The organism is Kribbella sp. NPDC051586 (genome assembly GCF_044453965.1).
Classification (GTDB): Bacteria; Actinomycetota; Actinomycetes; order Propionibacteriales; family Kribbellaceae; genus Kribbella.
The window spans coordinates 732,678-751,577 of record NZ_JBITDF010000002.1 but is presented as its reverse complement, the minus strand read 5'-3'; the positions used below and the strand labels follow the sequence as shown (position 1 = coordinate 751,577).

15 protein-coding genes are annotated in these 18,900 nt (G+C 69.7%); 5 read left to right on the top strand and 10 right to left on the bottom strand.

All coding sequences use genetic code 11. The features are described from left to right. The first annotated feature begins 43 nt into the window (after nt 1–43). Nucleotides 44–1,498 (top strand): NAD-dependent succinate-semialdehyde dehydrogenase, encoded by a 1,455-nt coding sequence (locus tag ACIA58_RS13970; protein ID WP_396404014.1) that lies wholly within the window; start codon nt 44–46, stop codon nt 1,496–1,498. Between the two features lie 22 nt (nt 1,499–1,520). Here the strand turns inward: ACIA58_RS13970 and ACIA58_RS13965 are convergent, their stop codons facing one another. Both ACIA58_RS13965 and ACIA58_RS13960 read right to left on the bottom strand, forming a co-directional pair. After that, nucleotides 1,521–2,171: a GntR family transcriptional regulator gene (locus ACIA58_RS13965; protein WP_396404013.1), complete on the bottom strand. Its 651-nt coding sequence runs from the start codon at nt 2,169–2,171 to the stop codon at nt 1,521–1,523. Continuing rightward, nucleotides 2,168–2,902, bottom strand: coding sequence for a maleate cis-trans isomerase (locus tag ACIA58_RS13960; RefSeq protein WP_396404012.1), 735 nt, complete (start codon nt 2,900–2,902; stop codon nt 2,168–2,170). The genes ACIA58_RS13965 and ACIA58_RS13960 overlap by 4 nt, the downstream gene beginning before the upstream one ends. Nucleotides 2,903–2,947: 45 nt before the next feature. On the opposite strand from ACIA58_RS13960, the gene ACIA58_RS13955 reads away from it, so the two are divergent. Beyond that, complete coding sequence (locus ACIA58_RS13955; protein WP_396404011.1) at nt 2,948–5,848, top strand: FAD-binding and (Fe-S)-binding domain-containing protein; 2,901 nt, start codon at nt 2,948–2,950, stop codon at nt 5,846–5,848. Between the two features lie 38 nt (nt 5,849–5,886). Here ACIA58_RS13955 and ACIA58_RS13950 read toward each other — a convergent pair whose 3' ends face one another. The 3 genes from ACIA58_RS13950 to ACIA58_RS13940 are packed head-to-tail and all read right to left on the bottom strand — an operon-like array spanning nt 5,887 to nt 8,985. Then, a complete protein-coding gene (locus ACIA58_RS13950) occupies nt 5,887–7,074 on the bottom strand; it encodes a PLP-dependent aminotransferase family protein (RefSeq protein WP_396404010.1) in 1,188 nt (395 codons plus the stop codon). 4 nt (nt 7,075–7,078) lie between these two features. Beyond that, nucleotides 7,079–8,233: a M24 family metallopeptidase gene (locus tag ACIA58_RS13945; RefSeq protein ID WP_396404009.1), complete on the bottom strand. Its 1,155-nt coding sequence runs from the start codon at nt 8,231–8,233 to the stop codon at nt 7,079–7,081. Then, on the bottom strand, nt 8,230–8,985 hold the full coding sequence (locus ACIA58_RS13940; protein WP_396404008.1) for an Asp/Glu racemase: 756 nt from the start codon (nt 8,983–8,985) through the stop codon (nt 8,230–8,232). Before ACIA58_RS13940 ends, ACIA58_RS13945 begins: the two co-directional genes overlap by 4 nt. A gap of 67 nt (nt 8,986–9,052) precedes the next feature. Between ACIA58_RS13940 and ACIA58_RS13935 the strand changes: the two genes are divergently transcribed. From ACIA58_RS13935 to ACIA58_RS13925, 3 genes are read left to right on the top strand one after another with little or no spacing between them, the layout of a single operon-like run. Then, nucleotides 9,053–10,033: a D-2-hydroxyacid dehydrogenase gene (locus ACIA58_RS13935; protein ID WP_396404007.1), complete on the top strand. Its 981-nt coding sequence runs from the start codon at nt 9,053–9,055 to the stop codon at nt 10,031–10,033. Further along, a complete protein-coding gene (locus tag ACIA58_RS13930; protein ID WP_396404006.1) occupies nt 10,030–11,415 on the top strand; it encodes an amidase in 1,386 nt (461 codons plus the stop codon). Before ACIA58_RS13935 ends, ACIA58_RS13930 begins: the two co-directional genes overlap by 4 nt. Beyond that, the gene (locus ACIA58_RS13925) at nt 11,412–11,909 is read left to right on the top strand and encodes a DUF3830 family protein (RefSeq protein ID WP_396404005.1); all 498 of its coding nucleotides are present in this window, start codon (nt 11,412–11,414) and stop codon (nt 11,907–11,909) included. The genes ACIA58_RS13930 and ACIA58_RS13925 overlap by 4 nt, the downstream gene beginning before the upstream one ends. Here ACIA58_RS13925 and ACIA58_RS13920 read toward each other — a convergent pair. The 5 genes from ACIA58_RS13920 to ACIA58_RS13900 all read right to left on the bottom strand — a co-directional run bounded on the left by ACIA58_RS13920 (nt 11,896) and on the right by ACIA58_RS13900 (nt 18,900). Beyond that, nucleotides 11,896–12,714: a MerR family transcriptional regulator gene (locus ACIA58_RS13920; protein ID WP_396404004.1), complete on the bottom strand. Its 819-nt coding sequence runs from the start codon at nt 12,712–12,714 to the stop codon at nt 11,896–11,898. The two genes, ACIA58_RS13925 and ACIA58_RS13920, sit on opposite strands and share 14 nt — an antisense overlap. A gap of 9 nt (nt 12,715–12,723) precedes the next feature. Next, nucleotides 12,724–14,034, bottom strand: coding sequence for an amidase family protein (locus ACIA58_RS13915; RefSeq protein ID WP_396404003.1), 1,311 nt, complete (start codon nt 14,032–14,034; stop codon nt 12,724–12,726). Between the two features lie 134 nt (nt 14,035–14,168). Beyond that, nucleotides 14,169–15,356, bottom strand: a complete 1,188-nt coding sequence (locus ACIA58_RS13910; protein WP_396404002.1) for a M20 family metallopeptidase — start codon at nt 15,354–15,356, stop codon at nt 14,169–14,171. A 17-nt stretch (nt 15,357–15,373) separates the two neighbouring features. Further along, complete coding sequence (gene atzF, locus ACIA58_RS13905; RefSeq protein ID WP_396404001.1) at nt 15,374–16,951, bottom strand: allophanate hydrolase; 1,578 nt, start codon at nt 16,949–16,951, stop codon at nt 15,374–15,376. Then, nucleotides 16,948–18,900, bottom strand: coding sequence for a 5-oxoprolinase/urea amidolyase family protein (locus tag ACIA58_RS13900; RefSeq protein WP_396404000.1), 1,953 nt, complete (start codon nt 18,898–18,900; stop codon nt 16,948–16,950). Before ACIA58_RS13900 ends, atzF begins: the two co-directional genes overlap by 4 nt.

Below are 18,900 nucleotides of genomic sequence, written 5' to 3'. Positions count from 1 at the left end.
CAATCAGCGTATCTCAGCAGTTCACGCCGGTGAAGGGGTGCAGATGGACGAGTCCAGGGTGGTCGAAGCAGTCGAGAAGCGGTTGTTCATCGACGGGAAATGGACCGAGGCGACCCGCGCGGCGACGTTCGACGTCGTCGATCCGTCCACCGGGAAGGTGTTGTGCGCGGTGGCGGACGCGTCACCCGCCGACGGACGTGCCGCGCTCGAGGCGGCAGTTGCCGCGCAGCCGGACTTCGCCCGGACCTCGCCGCGGGAGCGCGCCGACATGCTCATGGCGGCGTACGAGCTGTTGATGGAGCGCGTCGACGATCTGGCCTTGCTGATGACGCTGGAGATGGGCAAACCGTTGCCGGAGGCACGCGGTGAGATCGCCTACGCGGCCGAGTTCTTCCGGCACTTCGCCGGCGAGGCGGTTCGGATCGATGGCGGCTACCAGACCGCGCCGGCCGGCAACGCGCGCTTCCTGATCGCGAAGCAGCCGGTCGGTCCGTGCCTGCTGATCACGCCGTGGAACTTCCCGATGGCGATGGGGACCCGTAAGCTCGGGCCGGCGATCGCGGCCGGCTGCACCAGCGTCATCAAGCCCGCGCACCAGACGCCGCTGTCGATGCTGGCGCTGATGGGGATCCTGGCCGAGGCCGGCGTACCGGCGGGGGCGGTCAACTGTGTCACCGCGATGGACGCGGGCGGCGTGATGGAACCGCTGATCCGCTCCGGACTGGCGCGGAAGCTGTCGTTCACCGGCTCGACGCGCGTCGGCCGTGTCCTGCTCGAGCAGTGCGCGGAAAAGGTACTGCGAACTTCGCTCGAGCTGGGCGGCAACGCGCCGTTCATCGTGTTCGAGGACGCCGACCTAGACGAGGCGGTGACGGGCGCGATCGCGGCGAAGATGCGGAACATGGGCGAGGCGTGCACCGCGGCCAATCGTATTTTTGTCCACAATTCGGTGATCGACGAGTTCGGCCGCCGGCTCGCGGAGCGGATGGGCGCGCTGACGGTCGGACGCGGGACCGAGCCGGACGTGAACGTCGGGCCGCTGATCGACGCGGCCGGCCTGGAGAAGGTGCGGTCGCTGGTCGCGGACGCCGTCGAGCGTGGGGCAACCGTCCTGACCGGGGGAGAGGTTGCTGAAGGCAACGGGTACTTCTACCCGCCGACGGTGCTGACCGGCGTACCGAGGGATGCGGCGATGGCGGACCAGGAGATCTTCGGACCGGTCGCGCCGCTGACGCCGTTCAGCACTGAGGACGAGGTGGTGCGCGCGGCCAACGACACGGAGTACGGCCTGGTCGCCTACGTGTTCACGAACGACCTGCGCCGCGCGCTGCGAGTCGCCGAGTCGATCGAGACCGGCATGGTCGGCCTGAACCAGGGCGTCGTGTCGAACCCGGCGGCTCCGTTCGGCGGCGTGAAGCAGTCGGGCCTCGGCCGCGAAGGCGGTGCCGTCGGGATCGACGAGTTCCTGGAGACGAAGTACATCGGCATCGCCACCTGACGTCGGCCAGGAGTGGGGTGGGTCAGCGGTTGACGAGGCGTTGGATGGCGTCGTCCATGTGGGCGTTCAGGAGGTCGACGGTGCGCTCGGCGTCGCCGGTCCGGATCGCCTCGGCGAGTCGGAAGTGCTCGACGGCGCGGGCGTCCGTGGCGAGGTAGGTCTCCTCCAGCGCGTGGATGCACATCCGGGTCTCGATGATCGACGTCTGGTGCATCCGCGACAACCGGGGGCTGCCGGCCAGCCGCACGAGCAGCTCGTGGAACGCGATGTCGAGCTCGCCGATCGCGGCCGGATCGCCGTCGGCTCCGAGCATCCGGTCGGCGATCGCCGCCAGTTCCTGCCCGGCCGCCTCGTAATCGCCCCGGGCGATGATCTGCAGGGCCGCGGAGCGCTCGATCGCCTCGCGGGCCAGGTACATGTCGCGAACGTCGTCAGGGGTCATGTCGATGACGAACAGGCCGCGGTTGCGGATCGAGACCAGCAACCCCTCCTGCGTCAGTCGCTGCATCCCTTCGCGGAGCGGTCCACGGCTGACACCGAGCTTGCGGGCCAGGTCGGCCTCGCCCAGCTGCATGCCCGGCCTCAGCTCGCCGTGCCCGATGGCCATCCGGAGCTTGTCGGCGATGATGCTCGGCGTCGACTCCTGGGCCAGCGGCTCGATGTAACTGGTCACTCCGACTTCCCCCTTGTATTCCTGCTGAACAACGTGCCCAGACCTGGCAGATAAGGTACCGGGCCGACCAACTCGAGCCCCTTCCAGACCGTCACCTGGTTCGCGGTCAGGACGGGCTTGCCGACCGCGGCCTCCAGGTCGTCGACAATCTCCAGCGTGTGCATCGCCGTGTCCGGCACGAGGATCGCCTCGGCGTCCGGATGGTCCGCGGCCTTCACCATCGCCACGACCCGGTCCGGCGTCAGCGTCCCGACCTCCGCGGCGGTGATGATGCCGTGGCTGCCCATCGACACGACCTCGACGCCGCCGCCGGTCAGGAACCGGACGAAATGCTGCGCGACATCCTCGGGGTACGACGCCGCGATCGCGACCCGCCGGATGCCGAGCCGGTTGCAGGCGTCGACGAACGCGATCGAGGTGGACGACGCGGGTACGCCGAGCGCCTGCGCGACACCCGACGCCTGGTTGCGGGCACCATCCGGCCCGAACACGAAACTGCCCGACGTGCAGGCCCACATCACCGCATCAGGCCGGGCGGAGGCGAGCTCGGAGGCGCCCTCGGCGAGCCGTTCCGCACGGCCGAGGTCGAGCAGGGCGTCGACCCGGTGCGCGTCCTCGCCCACCGACGTGATCACGACCGGCAGCTTGACAGCTCCGTCGAGTCTGGCCTCGAGCGCGGGGTAGTCGTCCTCGGCGCTGTGTCCGGGATAGAGCAGCCCTACCGTGACCATCCGACCTCCTGGCTGACGAGCACCAAAATGAGTAGATTGTTGACAATGCTAAACCCTGGGTACGACGTCGCGCGGTTGATGGACGGGTTGAGGCGGGAGCTCCGTGGGGCAGTCGCGGACGACCGCCGGACGAGGGCGCTGTACGCGGCAGACGGGTCGAACTACCGCGCCGTGCCGGACCTCGTCGTCGTACCCAGCGACGCCGACGAGCTCGCGGCAGCCGTCGCGATGACGGCCGCGGCCGGTGCGCCGGTGGTCGTGCGGGGCGGCGGTACGTCGATGGCGGGTAACGCGATCGGCGGTGTCGTGATCGACGCGTCCCGGCACGTGAATCGGATCCTGGACCTCGACCCCGCGACCCGTACCGCGATCGTCGAGCCGGGCGTCGTACTCACCGATCTCCTGGCCGCTGCCAAGCCCCACGGCCTCGCATTCGGCGCCGACCCCTCGTCCGCGAGCCGAGCCACCCTCGGCGGCATGATCGCCAACAACGCCTGCGGCGCTCACTCGGTTGCCTGGGGCACCACAGCCGACAACCTGCGTGCCGTGGACGTGGTCCTCGCCGACGGCACCCACCTTTCCCTCACCTCCGGCTTCGCCACGGACGACACCGGCGCCGGGTTGGACGCGTCTTCCGCGGTTGCGGCCGCGCGGGCCGCGTCGGCTGCTCGACCGGGGCGGGAGGGGGAGTTGCATCGGGCGCTGCAGGGGTTTGTGGACCGGCATGAGTTGCTGATCCGGCGGCGGTTCGGGCAGTTCAGCCGGCAGATCTCGGGTTATGCATTGCATCGGCTGCTGCCGGAGTACGGCTACAACGTCGCTGGACTGTTGTCCGGCAGCGAAGGCGGTCTGGCGGCGACCCTGCGTGCCACCGTGCAGCTGACTGAGTTGCCCAAGGCAAAGGTTCTGTGCGTACTCGGGTTCGGCGACTCGATCGCCTCGGCGGACTGCGTGCCCGTCGTACTGCGCCACCGTCCGCTCACGATGGAGTCCATCAACAGCGACCTCGTCGAGCGCCTCCCCGCCGAGGTCCGCGACGCCGCGACCCGCGCCGGGCTCCCGGCCGGCAAAGCCTGGCTCCTGGTCGAGATCGGCGGCGAAGACGAGACCACGGCCGCCCACGCAGCGCGCACCATGCTCGAGGACCTCCACGACGACGGATCGCCGGCCACCGCATCGCTCGTCACCGACCCCAAGGCGCAGGCAGTCCTCTGGCGCTGCCGTACGGACGCCGCCGGACTCGCGACCCGTCGCGCCGACGGCGCCGAGGCGTGGGGCGGCTGGGAAGACGCCGCCGTACCGCCGGAGCGGCTAGGCGCGTACCTGCGCGGCCTCGACGACATCCTCGGACGGCACGGTCTGTCCGGTGCGTCGTACGGGCACTTCGGCGAAGGCTGCATGCACATGCGGATCGACTTCGACCTGCTCAGTACGCAGGGCCTCGCGACGTACCGCGACTTCGTCGAGCAGTCGACCGACCTGGTCGTCGAGCTCGGCGGTTCAGTCTCCGGCGAACACGGCGACGGGCGTGCGCGCGGCGAGCTGCTCAGCCGGATGTACGGCGCCGACGGGGTAGCGCTGTTCGCTGAGCTGAAGCAGATCTGGGATCCGCGCGCGGTGATGAATCCGGGCATGATCGTCGCCCCGCTACCGCTCGACCTGGCGATCCGGCACGACGGTCCGGCCAAGGATCGGCACGTGGCAACGCTGTTCGACTACCCCGACGACGGGCACGACTTCGCGCAGGCGCAGCGGCGGTGCGTGGGGATCGGGAAGTGCCGGCAGAGTTCGGGCGGCGTGATGTGCCCCAGCTATCAGGTCACTCGGGAGGAGCTGCATTCCACCCGCGGCCGGGCGCATCTGTTGTGGGAGATGTTGCAGGGAGACGTGATCGAGGACGGTTGGCGGTCGACCGAAGTACGCGACGGGCTTGATCTGTGCCTGTCCTGTAAGGGATGCCTTTCGGACTGTCCGGTGAATGTGGACATGGCGACGTACAAGGCCGAGTTCACCCAGCACTACTACGAACGGCGGCCGTGGAAGCGGCCGATGTCGCACTGGTCGATGGGCTGGCTGCCGCTGTGGTCGCGACTCGCCTCGCACGCGCCGGGGCTCGCGAACCGCTTCGCCGGCCTGCGGTTGACCAAGCGGCTCGGCGGGATCGCGGGGGAGCGGGAGGTTCCGGCGTTCGCGAGCGAGAGCTTCACGCAGTGGTTCGCGCGTCACACCAGCCCGGGCGGGAAGAGGGTTGTGCTCTGGCCGGACACGTTCACCAACTACCTGGCGCCGGAGATCGGTCGCGCGGCGGTGGCGGTGTTGGAGGATGCGGGCTTCGAGGTGGTACTGCCCGCGAAGCCGGTCTGCTGCGGACTGACGTGGATCTCGACCGGCCAGCTCTCCAAGGCCCGCCGCGTCCTCGACCGTTCTTTGCAAACGCTCGCGCCGCACCTCGAGGCCGGCACGCCGATCGTCGGCCTCGAACCGAGCTGTACAGCGGCACTGCGCCACGACGCGCCTGATCTGCTTGTCGACAATCCTCTTGCCCACAAGGCCGCTGCAACGACCCGAACGTTCTCGGAGTTGCTCGTCGACGCAGACTGGAAACCGCCGCAGGTCGGCGGAGGCGCACTCGTCCAGACGCATTGCCATCAGCACGCCGTCCTCGGCTTCGACGCCGACCGCACGCTGATGGCAGCGGCCGGCGTCGACGCGACCGTCCCGGACTCGGGCTGCTGCGGCCTGGCCGGCAACTTCGGCTTCGAACGCGACCACTACGACCTCTCGAAGGCCGTCGGTGAACGGGTCCTGCTGCCCGCCGTACGGTCGTTGCCCGAAGCAACCGCCGTACTGGCCGACGGGTTCAGCTGCCGCACCCAGATCGCCCACGGCACCACCCGCCGCGCCCACCACCTGGCCGAACTCCTCGCCGCAGCGCTACCCGACTAGCTCGCCCGCTGCGCTATCCGACCAGCTTGTCTGCCGCGCTATCCGACCAGCTTGTCGGCTGCGCGGCGTAGTCGGGCGACACCCTCGTGGATCCGGTCGGGCGGCGTCGAGGCGAAGCACAGGCGGAAGGCGTCGGTGAAGCGGCCGCTGGGGGAGAAGGCCGGGCCGGGGATGAAGGCGACGCCCTCGGCGAGTGCGACCTCGAACAGTTCGTCGGTGTTGACGCCGTTCTCCAGCGTGACCCAGAGGAAGAAGCCGCCTTCCGGATCTGTCCACCGGGCGATGTCGCCGAAGTGCTCGGTCAGCGCCGCGTGCATCGCCTCCTTGCGAAGCTTGTACTGCGCCCGCTGCGTGACCAGGTGATCCTCGAGATGACCGCCCTCCAGGAACCCGGCGAGCAACCGCTGCGCGGGCAGATTGGTACAGGTGTCCATCGCCTGCTTGGCGTTGATCAGCACCTGCTGCAACTCCGGGTCGGCATCTACCCATCCGACCCGCAGGCCCGGCGCGACGATCTTCGAGAACGTCCGTACCGCGAATACCAGCGGATCGCCCGCGCCCAGTTGACGCAGCGTCGGCAGCGGCTCGCCGGCGAACCGGAGCAGGCCGTACGGGTCGTCGTCGATCACCATCGATCCCCACGACCGGGCGAGCTCGAGCAGGCGGTGCCGTCGTTCGAGCGAGAGCGTCGCACCGGACGGGTTCTGGAATGTCGGGATCGTGTAGATCGCCTTCGGCGTCCGCCCGTCGAGCAGCCGCGGTAGATCGTCGACAATCATCCCGTCGTCGTCGACCGGCACCTCGAGGAGCTCAGCGCCGTACGAGAGCGCGGTGGCGCTGCCGTTGGTGTACGTCGGCGACTCGACGACCACGAGGTCGCCCGGGTCGACGAAGATCTTGCAGAACAGGTCCAGGCCCTGCATCCCGCCGGCGGTGACCGTCAGCCGGTCGGCCGTGGTCTCGTCACTCGTCCCGCGCAGCATCTCCAGCAGTGCCGCATGCAGCGGTGGGTCGCCCTCGGTGGCCGCGTAGTCGTACGCATCCGGACGGCTGAGCTGCTCGGTGGCGATTGTCGACAAGATCTTTGCCGGCACAGCCTCGGCGGCCGGCGATCCCATCGCGAAGCGCACGATGTCGTGGGTCTGCTTGTGCAGCAGCGACGTACTCGAGTCGATCACCGAACCCACCAGTCCGGTGGCGCGTGCGGCGTACGGGAGTGCTGTCACAGGGTTACCTCCTGATCGTCAGTTCGTGGGACAGGCCGGTCAGCCGTTCCACTCCGTCCGCGGTGACCACCACGGGTTCGGACAGCTCGTAGCCCCAGCCGTCCATCCACATCCCGAGGATCACGTGGAACGCCATCCCCGCGGTCAGCACGGTGGTCTCGCCGGGACGCAGGCTGACGGTGCGCTCACCCCAGTCCGGCGGGTACCCGATGCCGATCGAGTACCCGATCCGCGAGTCCTTGATCAGCCCCTGCGCCGCGATCACGTCGTTGAACGCGGCGTGCACGACGCTGCCGGTGACACCTGGCCGGATTGTCGACAACGTCGCCTGCATGCCATCGGCAACGACCTTGGCGGTCTCGCGCAGCCGCTGCGGCGGATCGCCGAGCATCACCGTGCGCGCGAGCGGCGCGTGGTACCGGTCGAACACCCCGGCCAGTTCGATGGTGGTCGCCTCGCCGGCATTGAACGGGCGGTCGGTCCAGGTCAGGTGCGGCGTACCCGCGGCGTCGCCGGTCGGCAGCATCGGCACGATCGCCGGGTAGCCGCCGCCGTGCTCGGGGGTGCCGGCCGCCTGCGCGGCGAGGATGTCGGCGACCAGGTCGCACTGCCGCACACCGGGCCGGAGTTGGTCGAGCGCCACCCGCATGGCCTGCTCGGCGATCGCGCCGGCGATCCTGAGTTGGCCCAGTTCGTACGGCGACTTGACCAGCCGGACCCAGTTCACCAACTCGGCCGAATCGACCAGCCGGCGCCCTGGCAAACCGTTGCTCAGGGCAAGGTATCCGCGCGCGGTGAAGTAGTGCGCGTCGCCCTCGACCGCTACCTCCGCGCCTTCCGGGATCAGGTCCCGGCAGAGCCCGGCGATCCAGTCGTACGGGTGTACGTCGGGCCGGTGCACCAAGTCCTCGGGGTAGCCGTGGACCTGGTCCGCACGCAGGTTGCACGTGTACGACGCTCCGGCCGCGTCCATCGCCCGCGCGAACAGCTGCACCTCGCCGTCAGCAGGGACCAGGAGGCATTGCGGCGTGTAGAACGACCAGGCGTCGTACCCGGTCAGGTAGAAGAGATTGGCCGGATCGCTGACCACCAGCGCGCCCAGACCGCGGTCGGCCATCACAGCGCGGACCCGAGCCAGCCGGTCGGCGTACTCGCTCATACGGCTCCCATCAGACTCTGCCCTGCCCCGACTCCTTGACGCCCGGCGAGCTCCAGCACGGACCACATCGTGACCTGGTTCGCGGTCAGCACCGGTTTGCCGAGCGCGGCCTCCAGACCGGCGATCACGTCGTACGTCGGCAGGTTCGTGCAGCTGATGAACACCGCCTCGGCAGAGTCGCTGTCGATGCCGCGGATCAGCTCGACCGTCGTCTCGTACGGCACCGCCCAGATCTGCCCGATCAACCCGAGGCCTGCGGTCGCCACCACCTCGATCTCGGCCTCGGCGAGGAACGTGGTCAGCCCGGCGGTGAGATCGTTCGTGTACGGCGTGACCGTCGCGATCCGCCTGACCCCGAGCCGGTTCAGCGCCGTCAGCAGCGCGCCGCTCGTGGTCACCGCGGCCGGCGCGCCCGCCGCGACCATCGCCTCGACCAGCGCGGCCTCGCCGGTCAGACCACCGATGAAGCTGCCGAACGTACAGGCGTACGCGACCGCCAGCGGACCGACCGGGAGAACGTTCATCGTGGTCCGGGCGACCATCTCGGGATCCGAGATGTGGACGGCCATCTCCAGGGTCGCCGCCATCGGTGCGTACGGCGTCCGAGTGAGGTGCAGGGTGACGTCGTCGGGGACCCAACGCCACAGTTCGCGGTCGAGCGCGAAGTCGTAGGGAGCGACCACACCGATGCCGGTCTGCAGCAGCGTGGGCACCGGCGCCGGCAGTGGGTGGGTGGACGGGCGCGTGCTCATGCGAGTCAGTGTGCGTCCCAAAGGAGATTGTTGACAATCCTACCAGCGAATTCCTAGCCTCGAGGGCGTGCCACCATCCTCCGCGCTACCCGTGATCGCTGTGCTGTGCGAACACGCGACCGACCGCCCACCGGGTCTCGACGACCTACCCGTCGGCTTCCGGTACTGCGCCGCGGACGGTCTCGCCGCGGCCGTGCGAGGAGCCCAGGCGCTGATGCTCTGGGACTACTTCTCGAAGGCGGTCCGCGACGTCTGGGCGGACGCGGGGAGTCTGGAATGGATCCACGTGACCGCGGCCGGTGTCGACACCCTGCTCTTCGACGAACTGCGCGACTCGGCAGTCGTCGTCACCAACGCGCATGGCGTCTTCGACCGGCCGATCGCGGAGTACGTCCTCGGCGCGGTGATCGCGCACGCCAAGGACAGCCTGCGCAGCTTCGACCTGCAACGCGGTCACGAGTGGCAGCACCGTGAGACTCGCAGCATCCTCGGCGCGAAGGCGCTCGTCGTCGGGACCGGCGCGATCGGCCGGGAGACCGCCCGACTGCTTCGAGCAGCCGGCCTGGAGGTCCGCGGCGCCGGCCGGGTGGCCCGGTCGGGCGATCCTGATTTCGGCGAGATCGTTGCCAGTGGCGACCTGTCGGCCCAGGTGGGGTGGGCCGATCACGTCGTCCTGGCGGCGCCGTTGACGGACGCGACGCGCGGGCTGGTCGACGCTGAGGTGTTCGCGGCGATGCGGCCGGGGACGCACATCGTCAACGTGGCCCGTGGTCCGATTGTCGACGAAACCGCACTGTTGGCTGCCCTCGCGACCGGACGGATCGCGGCGACCCTTGACGTCTTCGACTCCGAGCCCCTGCCGGCCGGACATCCGCTCTGGGACGCGCCGAACGCGACGATCACCGCGCACATGTCCGGTGACGTGATCGGCTGGCGCGACACCCTGGCGGCCCAGTTCGCCGCCAACGTCCGGCGTTGGCTGGCCGGCGAACCGCTGCTGAACGTGGTGGACAAGAAGCTCGGCTACATCCCGACAGGAGATCGATGACGCAGGCAACCGAGTTGGTCGAGGGATTTCGCAGCAAGCAGATTTCGCCGGTCGAGGCCACGCAGGCGGCGTTGGACGCGATCGAGCGGTACGACGGCCAGGTGAACGCCTTCGTCCTGGTGGATGCCGAGGGCGCGCTGGCCGCCGCGAAGGAGTCGGAGGCCCGGTGGCACGCAGGGGAGCCACTGGGCCCCGGCGACGGCGTACCCACGTCGATCAAGGACGCATTGTGGACAAAAGGATGGCCGACAATGCGCGGCAGCACGCTGATCGATGCGGCCGGTCCGTGGGACGAGGACGCGCCGTCCGTCGCGCGTCTGCGGGAGACCGGTGCGGTGATCCTCGGCAAGACGACCACCCCGGAGTACTCCTGGAAGGGCGTCACCGATTCGTTCACGTACGGCGCGACGGGTAACCCGTGGGATCCGGCGAAGACCTCCGGCGGGTCGAGCGGAGGCTCCGCGACCGCGGTCGGGCTCGGCATGGGCGTGTGGTCGCTGGGCACCGACGGCGGCGGGTCGGTCCGGATCCCGGCCGCGTTCACCGGGACGGTTGCGCTGAAGCCGACGTACGGGCTGATCCCGCTGTTCCCACCGAGTGCGTTCGGGACGTTGTCGCATGCGGGGCCGATGACGCGGACGGTGCGCGACGCCGCGGCGCTGCTCGATGTTGTCACCGGCTACGACCCGCGGGACTGGTCGGCGATGCCGACACCGGCGGCGTCGTTCCTGGCCGGGATCGACGACGGGGTGGCAGGCCTGCGGGTCGGGTTCTCGGCCGATCTGGGGTTCGTCCGCAACGACCCCGAGGTCGAGGCGCTGGTCCGGGCCGGGGTCGGCGTACTCGCGGATGCCGGGGCTGTGGTGACCGAGGTCAACCCTGGCTTCAGCGATCCGATCGACGCGTTCAACGTGCTGTGGTGGTCCGGCGCCGCGAAGGTGCTCTCGGCGTACGACGTCGACGACCGGGTCGATCCCGGACTGCGCCGGGTCGCCGAGCTCGGTGCGGCGTACACGGCGTCAGATTTCCTCGACGCGACCGCGGTCCGGATGGATCTCGGGACGTTTATGGGGCGCTTCCATCAGCGGTACGACGTACTCATCACGCCGACGCTGCCGATCACGGCGTTCCCGGTCGGCCAGGACGTGCCGGACGGATCGGCGTCACCGGATTGGACCGACTGGACGCCGTACACGTATCCGTTCAACCTCACCCAGCAGCCGGCGCTCAGTGTGCCCTGCGGGTTCACGAAGGCCGGACTGCCCGTCGGTCTGCAGGTGGTCGCGCCGCGGCACGCCGACGCGCTGACCTTGCGGGTCGGGCAGGCGTACCAGGCGGCGACCGATTGGCATCAGCGCACACCTACCTTGGAGGCCACGTGAGCAAGTACATCACCGTCAGCCTGGACAAGCGCGGCGTGAGTTGTGTGGCGAAACTGCTGGACGACGTGGCGCCTCGCACCTGTGCGGCGGTCTGGGACGCGCTGCCGCTGTCCGCGGCGGTGTTCCACGGGAAGTACGCGCGGAACGAGATCTACACGCTGCTCCCGGCGTTCGCCCCGGCCGATCCGGGCAAGGAGAACACCACGATCACGCCGATCCCGGGCGATCTGTGCTGGTTCTCGTTCGACTCCGACGACCTCGGCAACCCGGCGTACGGCTACGAGAACACGACCGGCACCGGGACGACCGGCGCGATCGTCGACCTCGCGGTCTTCTACGGGCGGAACAACCTGCTGATCAACGGCGACCAGGGCTGGGTGCCGGGCAATGTGTTCGGGGCGGTGACCGAGAACCTCGACGAGTTCGCCGCGGCGTGTCAGGACCTGTGGATGGGCGGGGCGCGGGGCGAGACGCTGTCGTTCAGTCGGCTCTGATCGGCTCCTGCAGTTCGGTGACCCAGCCGGCCGGGTCCTCCGGCGTGTCGAGGTAGAGCTCGCGCGCCGGTTCGCCCGCTTGATGACCGTTGTCGTCGATCCAGCGGGCCAGCGCCTGCCAGGCCGGCAGGACCTGGTCGATCGGTCCGCGGTGCACCAGCGTCGCGGCTCGGACCGCGGGCAGGTCGATCACCTCGAGCCCATTGAGGTTGCCGCCGGCATCGACCGCGGCCGGCACGGTCGCGCGGACGACGACCTCGTCCTCGGACTGCCGGCTGCGCTGGTACAGACAGGTCAACCGCCCGGCCGGCCGTACGTCGGAGTCGGGCAACCGTCGGCCGAGCTCTGCGCAGAGCGGGTGAACCACCGGGGAGATGTCGTCCGGCGTGAAGCTCGCCGCGGCCGTCGTCAGACCGATCAGCCGTACTGCGGGGAGCTCCTTCACGACGATGTCCGCAGCCGGGGCGTCGGTCTCCAGACCGCGGAGCCGTGACTCAACCTGCGCGAGCCGCGCATAGCTCTCGACCATGGTTGCCTCCAATTGCGCCCGTCGCATTGTCAACAATGCGCGCAGCTCGGTCGGGCTGAGATTGTCGACAATCATCGCGCCGACCTGTTCGAGCGTGAACCCGAGATCCTTCAGCGCGACGATCCGGTTCAGGTCTGCGAGCTGCCCGGCGGTGTAGCTGCGGTAGCCGGTCGCCGGGTCGACGTACGCCGGCCGCAGCAGGCCGAGAGCGTCGTAGTGCCGCAGCATGCGGATCGACACCCGCCCGTGCCGCGCGAACTCACCGATCGCGAACATGGAAGGCAGTCAACCAGCCAGCAGTTCCGCGAACGTGATCGCGGTGTCGTCCTCGTGCCACGGGCCGATCACCTGGGCGCCGACGGGCAGCTCGGTCTTGGTGTGTCCGATCGGCAGGTTGAGGGCGGGATGGCCGGTCAACGATGCGTGGGCGATCCAGAACACCTGCGCGTCGTACGGCTGATTGTCGATTGTCGTCGATCCGTGCGGGAAGGCGACGGTGAAGCTCGTGGGGCAGAGGAAGACGTCGACCTCGTCGAAGTACTGCTGCCACTTCGCCCGGGCGATCATCCGCCGGCGTTCGGTGGCGAGCAGTTCGTCGACGGTCAGCTCCGTGGGGTCGCCTCCGTGCAGCGCGAAGAACAGGCCGACCTGCCGGCCGAACTCCTCGGCCTGCTCGCCGGCGTCGACCTCGTCCGGCCAACCGTCGACAATCTTCGCTCCGCTGCGGGCCAGGCGGTCGATCGCCTCGGCCATCGCGTCGCCGACCTCGCTGGAGACCTGAGCCGCCGGGTGGTCCGTCACGACGCCGACGCGGAAGTCGCTGAGATGTCGGTGTCTCGGCGGCGTGAGTGCCCACGCGTACGGCGCGTCGGGGCCGGCCGTCACGCGGAGGGCGGTGCGCAGGTCGGCGGCGGAGCGGGCGAGTGGTCCGATTGTCGACAAGTTCGGGAGTTCGCTCGGCAGGTACGGCGTACCCGGGACCTGGAAGCCGCGTTGCGGGACGAGACCGTTGGTCGGCTTCAGTCCGTACACGCCGCAGTACGCCGCCGGGAGCCGGATCGAGCCGACCAGGTCCGAGCCGTACTCGAGGTACGTCAGGTCCGCGGCGAGTCCGGCCGCAGCGCCGCCGCTCGAACCGCCTGCCGTTCGACTGAGGTCGGCGGGGTTGTTGGTCCGGCCGTAGATCTCGTTCGCGGTCTGCCCGAAGTCGGCGAGCATCGTGTGGACATTGCTCTTGCCGACAATGATCGCGCCGGCTCGCTGCAGCCGTTCCACAACGGTCGCGTCCCGATCGGCCACGTACTCCGCGAATGCCGGATTGCCCCACGTCGTGTGCAGCCCAGCGACGTTGAAGCAGTCCTTCACCGTCATCGGCACACCGTGCAAGGGCCCGATCGCCGATGCCCCACCTCCCGCACCTGCCGCCACGGCCGCGTCAGCCTGGTCCGCCGCAGCCAGCGCGTACTCGCGCCGGACCTCCACGACCGCGTTCACGGCGGTGTCCTCGGCGATCCTGTCCAGCAGTTGCTCGGTCACCTCACGCGACGTCACCTGCCCGGTGCGGATCTGCTCCGCGATCTCTCCAGCTGTCAGCATGCAGCCGGTCTAAGCTCTGACACAGTGTCAGAGTCAACGCGCCGCTCAGCGCGGGACATCGGCGCCGATGTGGAACACCCGCCGTGCGCGTTGGTCGAGCGACGTGAAGCGCGTCGCCGGGTGCGTGCCGAGCATCAAGAGGTTCCTGTCAGCAAACGATGTGCAGTGAGCGCGTAGGTGCGGGCGGCCGTGACGAGCTCGGCGACGGGGACCGACTCGTCCGCGCGGTGGGCCTGGGTGGTCACTGAGCCGGGTCCGAGAACGACGACGGGTACGCCGAGGTCGCGCGCGACGTACCCGCCGTCGCAGGCCGCGGTCCATCCGGCCAACGGCATCGGCTGGCCGCCGCCGTCCAGCCGGGCGGCCTCGGTGATGCGGACCAGGTCGGCGTCCGCGGCGGTCTCGAAGGCGGGCATCTCCATCGGCATGGCGAGATCGACGGTCAGGCCGCGGTCCTCCAGGCGGAGGGCGGCCACCCGGCGGCCGAGATCGGCGAGGACCTCGGCGGGGGACTCGCCGGGGAGGAGGCGGCGGTCGGCGACGACCACGCAGTCGGCGGGCACGATCGAGCCGCCGGTACCGCCGTTGATCTGGCCGACGCTCCACGTCGCCGGGCCGAGCAGGGGATGCGGCGCGGTCGCGAGCTCCGCGTGCAGGCGTTCGATCTCGGCGACGACAGCGGCCGCCCCGTAGATCGCGTTGGCGCCGCCGTCCGGATTGCCGGCATGCGAGGCGCGGCCGTGGACCGAGACCTGCAGGTACGAGTCGCCGCGCGCCGCGATGATGGTCTGCAGGTCGGTCGGCTCGGCGGTGATGCATCCGACGTACTGCTGCGGCGCCTCGGCGATGTAGGCGCGGATGCCTTTGCCGGTTTCTTCTTCGTCCACAACAGCGGTCAGTTCGACCGGGCCGGACAGACGGGTGTCGCGGAGGGCAGCCAGGGCGATGAGGGCTGCGGCCAGTCCACCCTTCATGTCGGAGGTGCCGCGGCCGTAGATGCGGCCAGCGCGGAGGAGACCGCCGTACGGGTCGACCGTCCAGCCGTCGCCGACCGGGACGACGTCGGTGTGGCCGAGCAGCAGCAGGCCGGGATCGTTGCCGCCGGCAAGCGTGATCGTGACGTTGTCCCGGCCGGGCTCGACCGACGACGTACGGACGTCCAGCCCGAGCTCACGGGCCGCCGCGGCGAGGACGACCGCGGTGGCGGTCTCCTCGCCGGGCGGATTCTGCCCGTGGGCCCGGACCAGGTCCTGCGTGACCCGCACCAGCAGGTCCTCGTCGATCCGATCCAGCACCTTCTGTTCGGCGGCAGTCAGGCTCATGCCGACCAACCTTAGGCTCAGCCCCCGGCCAGGTACGCGCGCCAGCCGCCCGCGGACGTGATGTCACGGGCCGGGTCGGCGGCGTCCGCGGTGCACACGAAGCCGAGGACCTGTTGTCCGTCCGACAGCTCCAGCGGCCCGATCGCCAGCGGCGGATCGATGGTCGCGGCGAATCCACCCAGCTCGGTGGCCGGCAGCTTCCACACCTCGACCTCGATCCCCGGACCGTCCGCGCCTGTCAGCGTCCGGCTCAGCCCCGGCCGAGGTCCGTCGACGAGATACATCCGGTACGACGACGCGGTCCGCGAGCTGAACGCGAGCCGAGCACCACGCCGTACCAGCTGATCATTGAGCGGCTGTCCGGACAAATGCGCGCCCGCGACCGCCAGCAGGACGTCGGTGTCCGCAGCCTGCGCCGGGACCGGCTCACCACACCAGAGCGCCGCCAGATCGATGAGCGCGTCGTCATGACCAGCCGGCGCCAGCAGCTGGATCCCGAACGGCAGACCATCGGCACGATCCGGTCCCGGGAACGCGACTGCGCACAGATCGAGCAGATTGACCATGTTCGTGAACCGACCGAGCCGGCTGTTCACACCGATCGGATCCGCCGCGACCTCCGCCAGCGTGGGATGCCCGGGCGTCACGGGCAGCAGCAGCGCGTCGAGTTGCCGCCACAGATGCTCACTAGCCCGGGCGAGCTTCGCGAGCCGATCGAAGCCGTCGAACGCAGCGGACGCGGTCAACGCCGCCCCGCCCCGCACGATCGCCCGCACCGTGGGATCAACCGCGGGGTCCTCGTCGAGCTTGTCCCCGAACGCGAGCCAACGCTCGGCCAGCCACGGCCCGGAGTACAGCAGATCAGCCGCCTCGAGCAGCGGCCGCACATCCACCTTGACGACCTCGCCAAGCCGATGAGCCTCGGCGAGCGTCTCCTGCCACGCCGCCTCGTGCAGCGGATCCAGCTCCAGCCCGGCATCCGGTACGCCGATCACGCGACCACCACGAGGGCGAGGTAGATCAGCAGCACGTCGCGACCACGCATCATCCGGGTCATAGGCAACCATCACGTCGTACGCCGCCCGCGCCGTCGCCACGCTGCGGGCCATCACGGTCACGCAGTCCAGCGATCTACAGGCCGGTACGACGCCGCGCGCCGACACCAGCCCGCGACTCGGCTTGATCCCGATGAGCCGGTTGAACGCCGCAGGCACCCGCCCGCTACCGGCCGTATCGGTGCCGAGCGCGAAGTCGACCTGACCAGTGGCCACCGCGACGGCGCTGCCCGAGCTCGATCCACCCGAGACGTGCCGCTCGGAGAAGACCGAGTGACAGGCGCCGTACGGCGATCGCGTGCCGACCAGACCTGTTGCGTACTGATCGAGGTTCGTCTTCCCCAGCGGTACGGCACCGGCGGTGATCAGCCGGTCGACGACAATCGCATTGTCTACAACGGGCTGCGAATTGCGCGGATCTCCGGCTGTTGTCGGCAATCCGGCCAGATCGATGTTGTCCTTGAGCGCCATCGTCAGCCCGCGCAACGGCCCGTCCGCGGGCTCGACCCGGTCGATCCTGGTGATCCACTCGTTGTTCATGCGCCCCACCGAGCCCGCTCGGCCTCGAACGCGGCGCGGCGTCTGGCCCGCACGGTCGCTATGTCCACAGGTGCCTCCTGCTCGATCCGGCGTACGTCGGAGATCGAGAACGTCGCCGGTGTGGTCTTCAGGTCCGCCCGCCCGGCGGCGATCTCGGCCCGTTCGTGCGCAAGCTGCTCCGCCGATACCGGCGTGAATCTGATCAGGTCGAACTGCCTCAGCAACCAAGGCTGCTCGTCGGTGGGGGAGAGCCGCCAGACCGGGACGGTGCGTCCGACCAACTGGTACCCACCGGGACCCTCCATCCCGTACACGCACAGGTAGATCCCGCCGATCCCGACCGCGTTCTGCGGCGTCCAGGTCCGGGCCGGGTTGTACTTCGTGGTGACGAGCCGGTGCCGCGGATCGACCGGCACCGCGACCGGCGCACCGAGATACACGTCGCCGAGACCGACCACCAGGTACGTCGCGGCCTGCACGATCTCGAAGACCTCGTCCCGCGTGTCGAGATCGTTGACCCGCCGGATGAACTCGACGTTGTCCGGGCACCACGGCGCGTCGGGCCGGACCGAGGTGGCGTACCGGCGCATCGCCTCGTGCGCCTCCGGGTGATCGAACGCGATCGGCAGCACCACCTCCCGGGCCGGCAGCACCACGGTCCCGGGATCGTCCAGACCAGCCGCCAGGAAGGCGAGCCGCTCGGCGAGCGCGGCCAGCGGGAGCCGGGACGAGTCGACAGCGACGAGCAACGACCGAACACCTTCGACGATCTCCGCGACGCCCGCCGGCTGGTCCTCGCGCAGGGCTTGGGCCAGCAGATGGATCCACACGCGGACGGTGAGGTCGAGCTCGGCAGGACCGGCCTCGACCAGCAGGTGCCGTTCGCCGGCGCATCGGATCGTGTACGACGGTGCCGTGCCGGTCTGCTCGCCCTGATGCAGGACCTTCGGGCGATCCGGCGTACCGATCGAGACGGCCGCGGACGTGGGCTCCTGCCGCAGGTCGGTCAGCCAGCGGCGCCGGTGCTCGATCGCCTCGGTCGCCACCTCCGGTGTGACCGGGACGAGTTGGACCGAGTCGCCGGCCCTCAGCTGTCCGAGCATCCACCGGTCGGCTTCGATCACCACGGCAGGTACGACGAACCCGCCGAGCGACGGGCCGTCCTTGCCGACGATGACCGGAGTGTCGCCGGACAACATGATGCCGCCGACCGGGTAGGCCGAGTCGTGCACGTTCGATGGATGCAGTCCGGCCTCGCCGCCGTCGGTCCGCGCCCAGCCGGGCGTCGGCCCGACCAGCCGGACACCGGTGCGGTCGGAGCGATGGTCGACAATCCAACTGTTGGCAAAGAACGCCTCGGCCCCTTCGACGGTGAGGTGTTCCGGCGCGCCGTGGGGTCCGGGGATCACGCGTAGCTGCCAGGAATCCGACATCGCCGGCAATTCCACCGACAACGGAGTCAGCAGGTTCTCCTGCCGACCGAGCGGAAGCTGGTCCCCGGCCTCGAGCGGCCTGCCGTCCTGGCCGCCGAATCCGCCGAGGATGAACGTCGACCGGCTGCCGAGCACCCGCGGTACGTCGAGCCCGCCCTGGATCGCGACGTACCCGCGCATCCCGGGACCGTCGAGCTGGCCGACGTCCAGCACGGAGCCGGCCGGCCACCGGATGACCATCCCGGGAGTGACCTGCAGATTGTCGACAGTTGCATTGCGGACAGCGCCGCCGACACAAACCAGCCGATCCTCATCGCAGGTGAGAGCGGGTCCGTTGAGGACACACTCCAGCCCGGCTGCGGTGTCCGGATTGCCGACCGCGGCGTTGAGGAGTGCGAATGTGAGTTCGTCGGCGGCCCCGGACGGCGGTACGCCGACGTCCCAGAGGCCGGGCCGGCCGGCGAGATCCTGCACGGTCGTCTGGATGCCTGGGGCAACAACTGTGATGACGGCCAC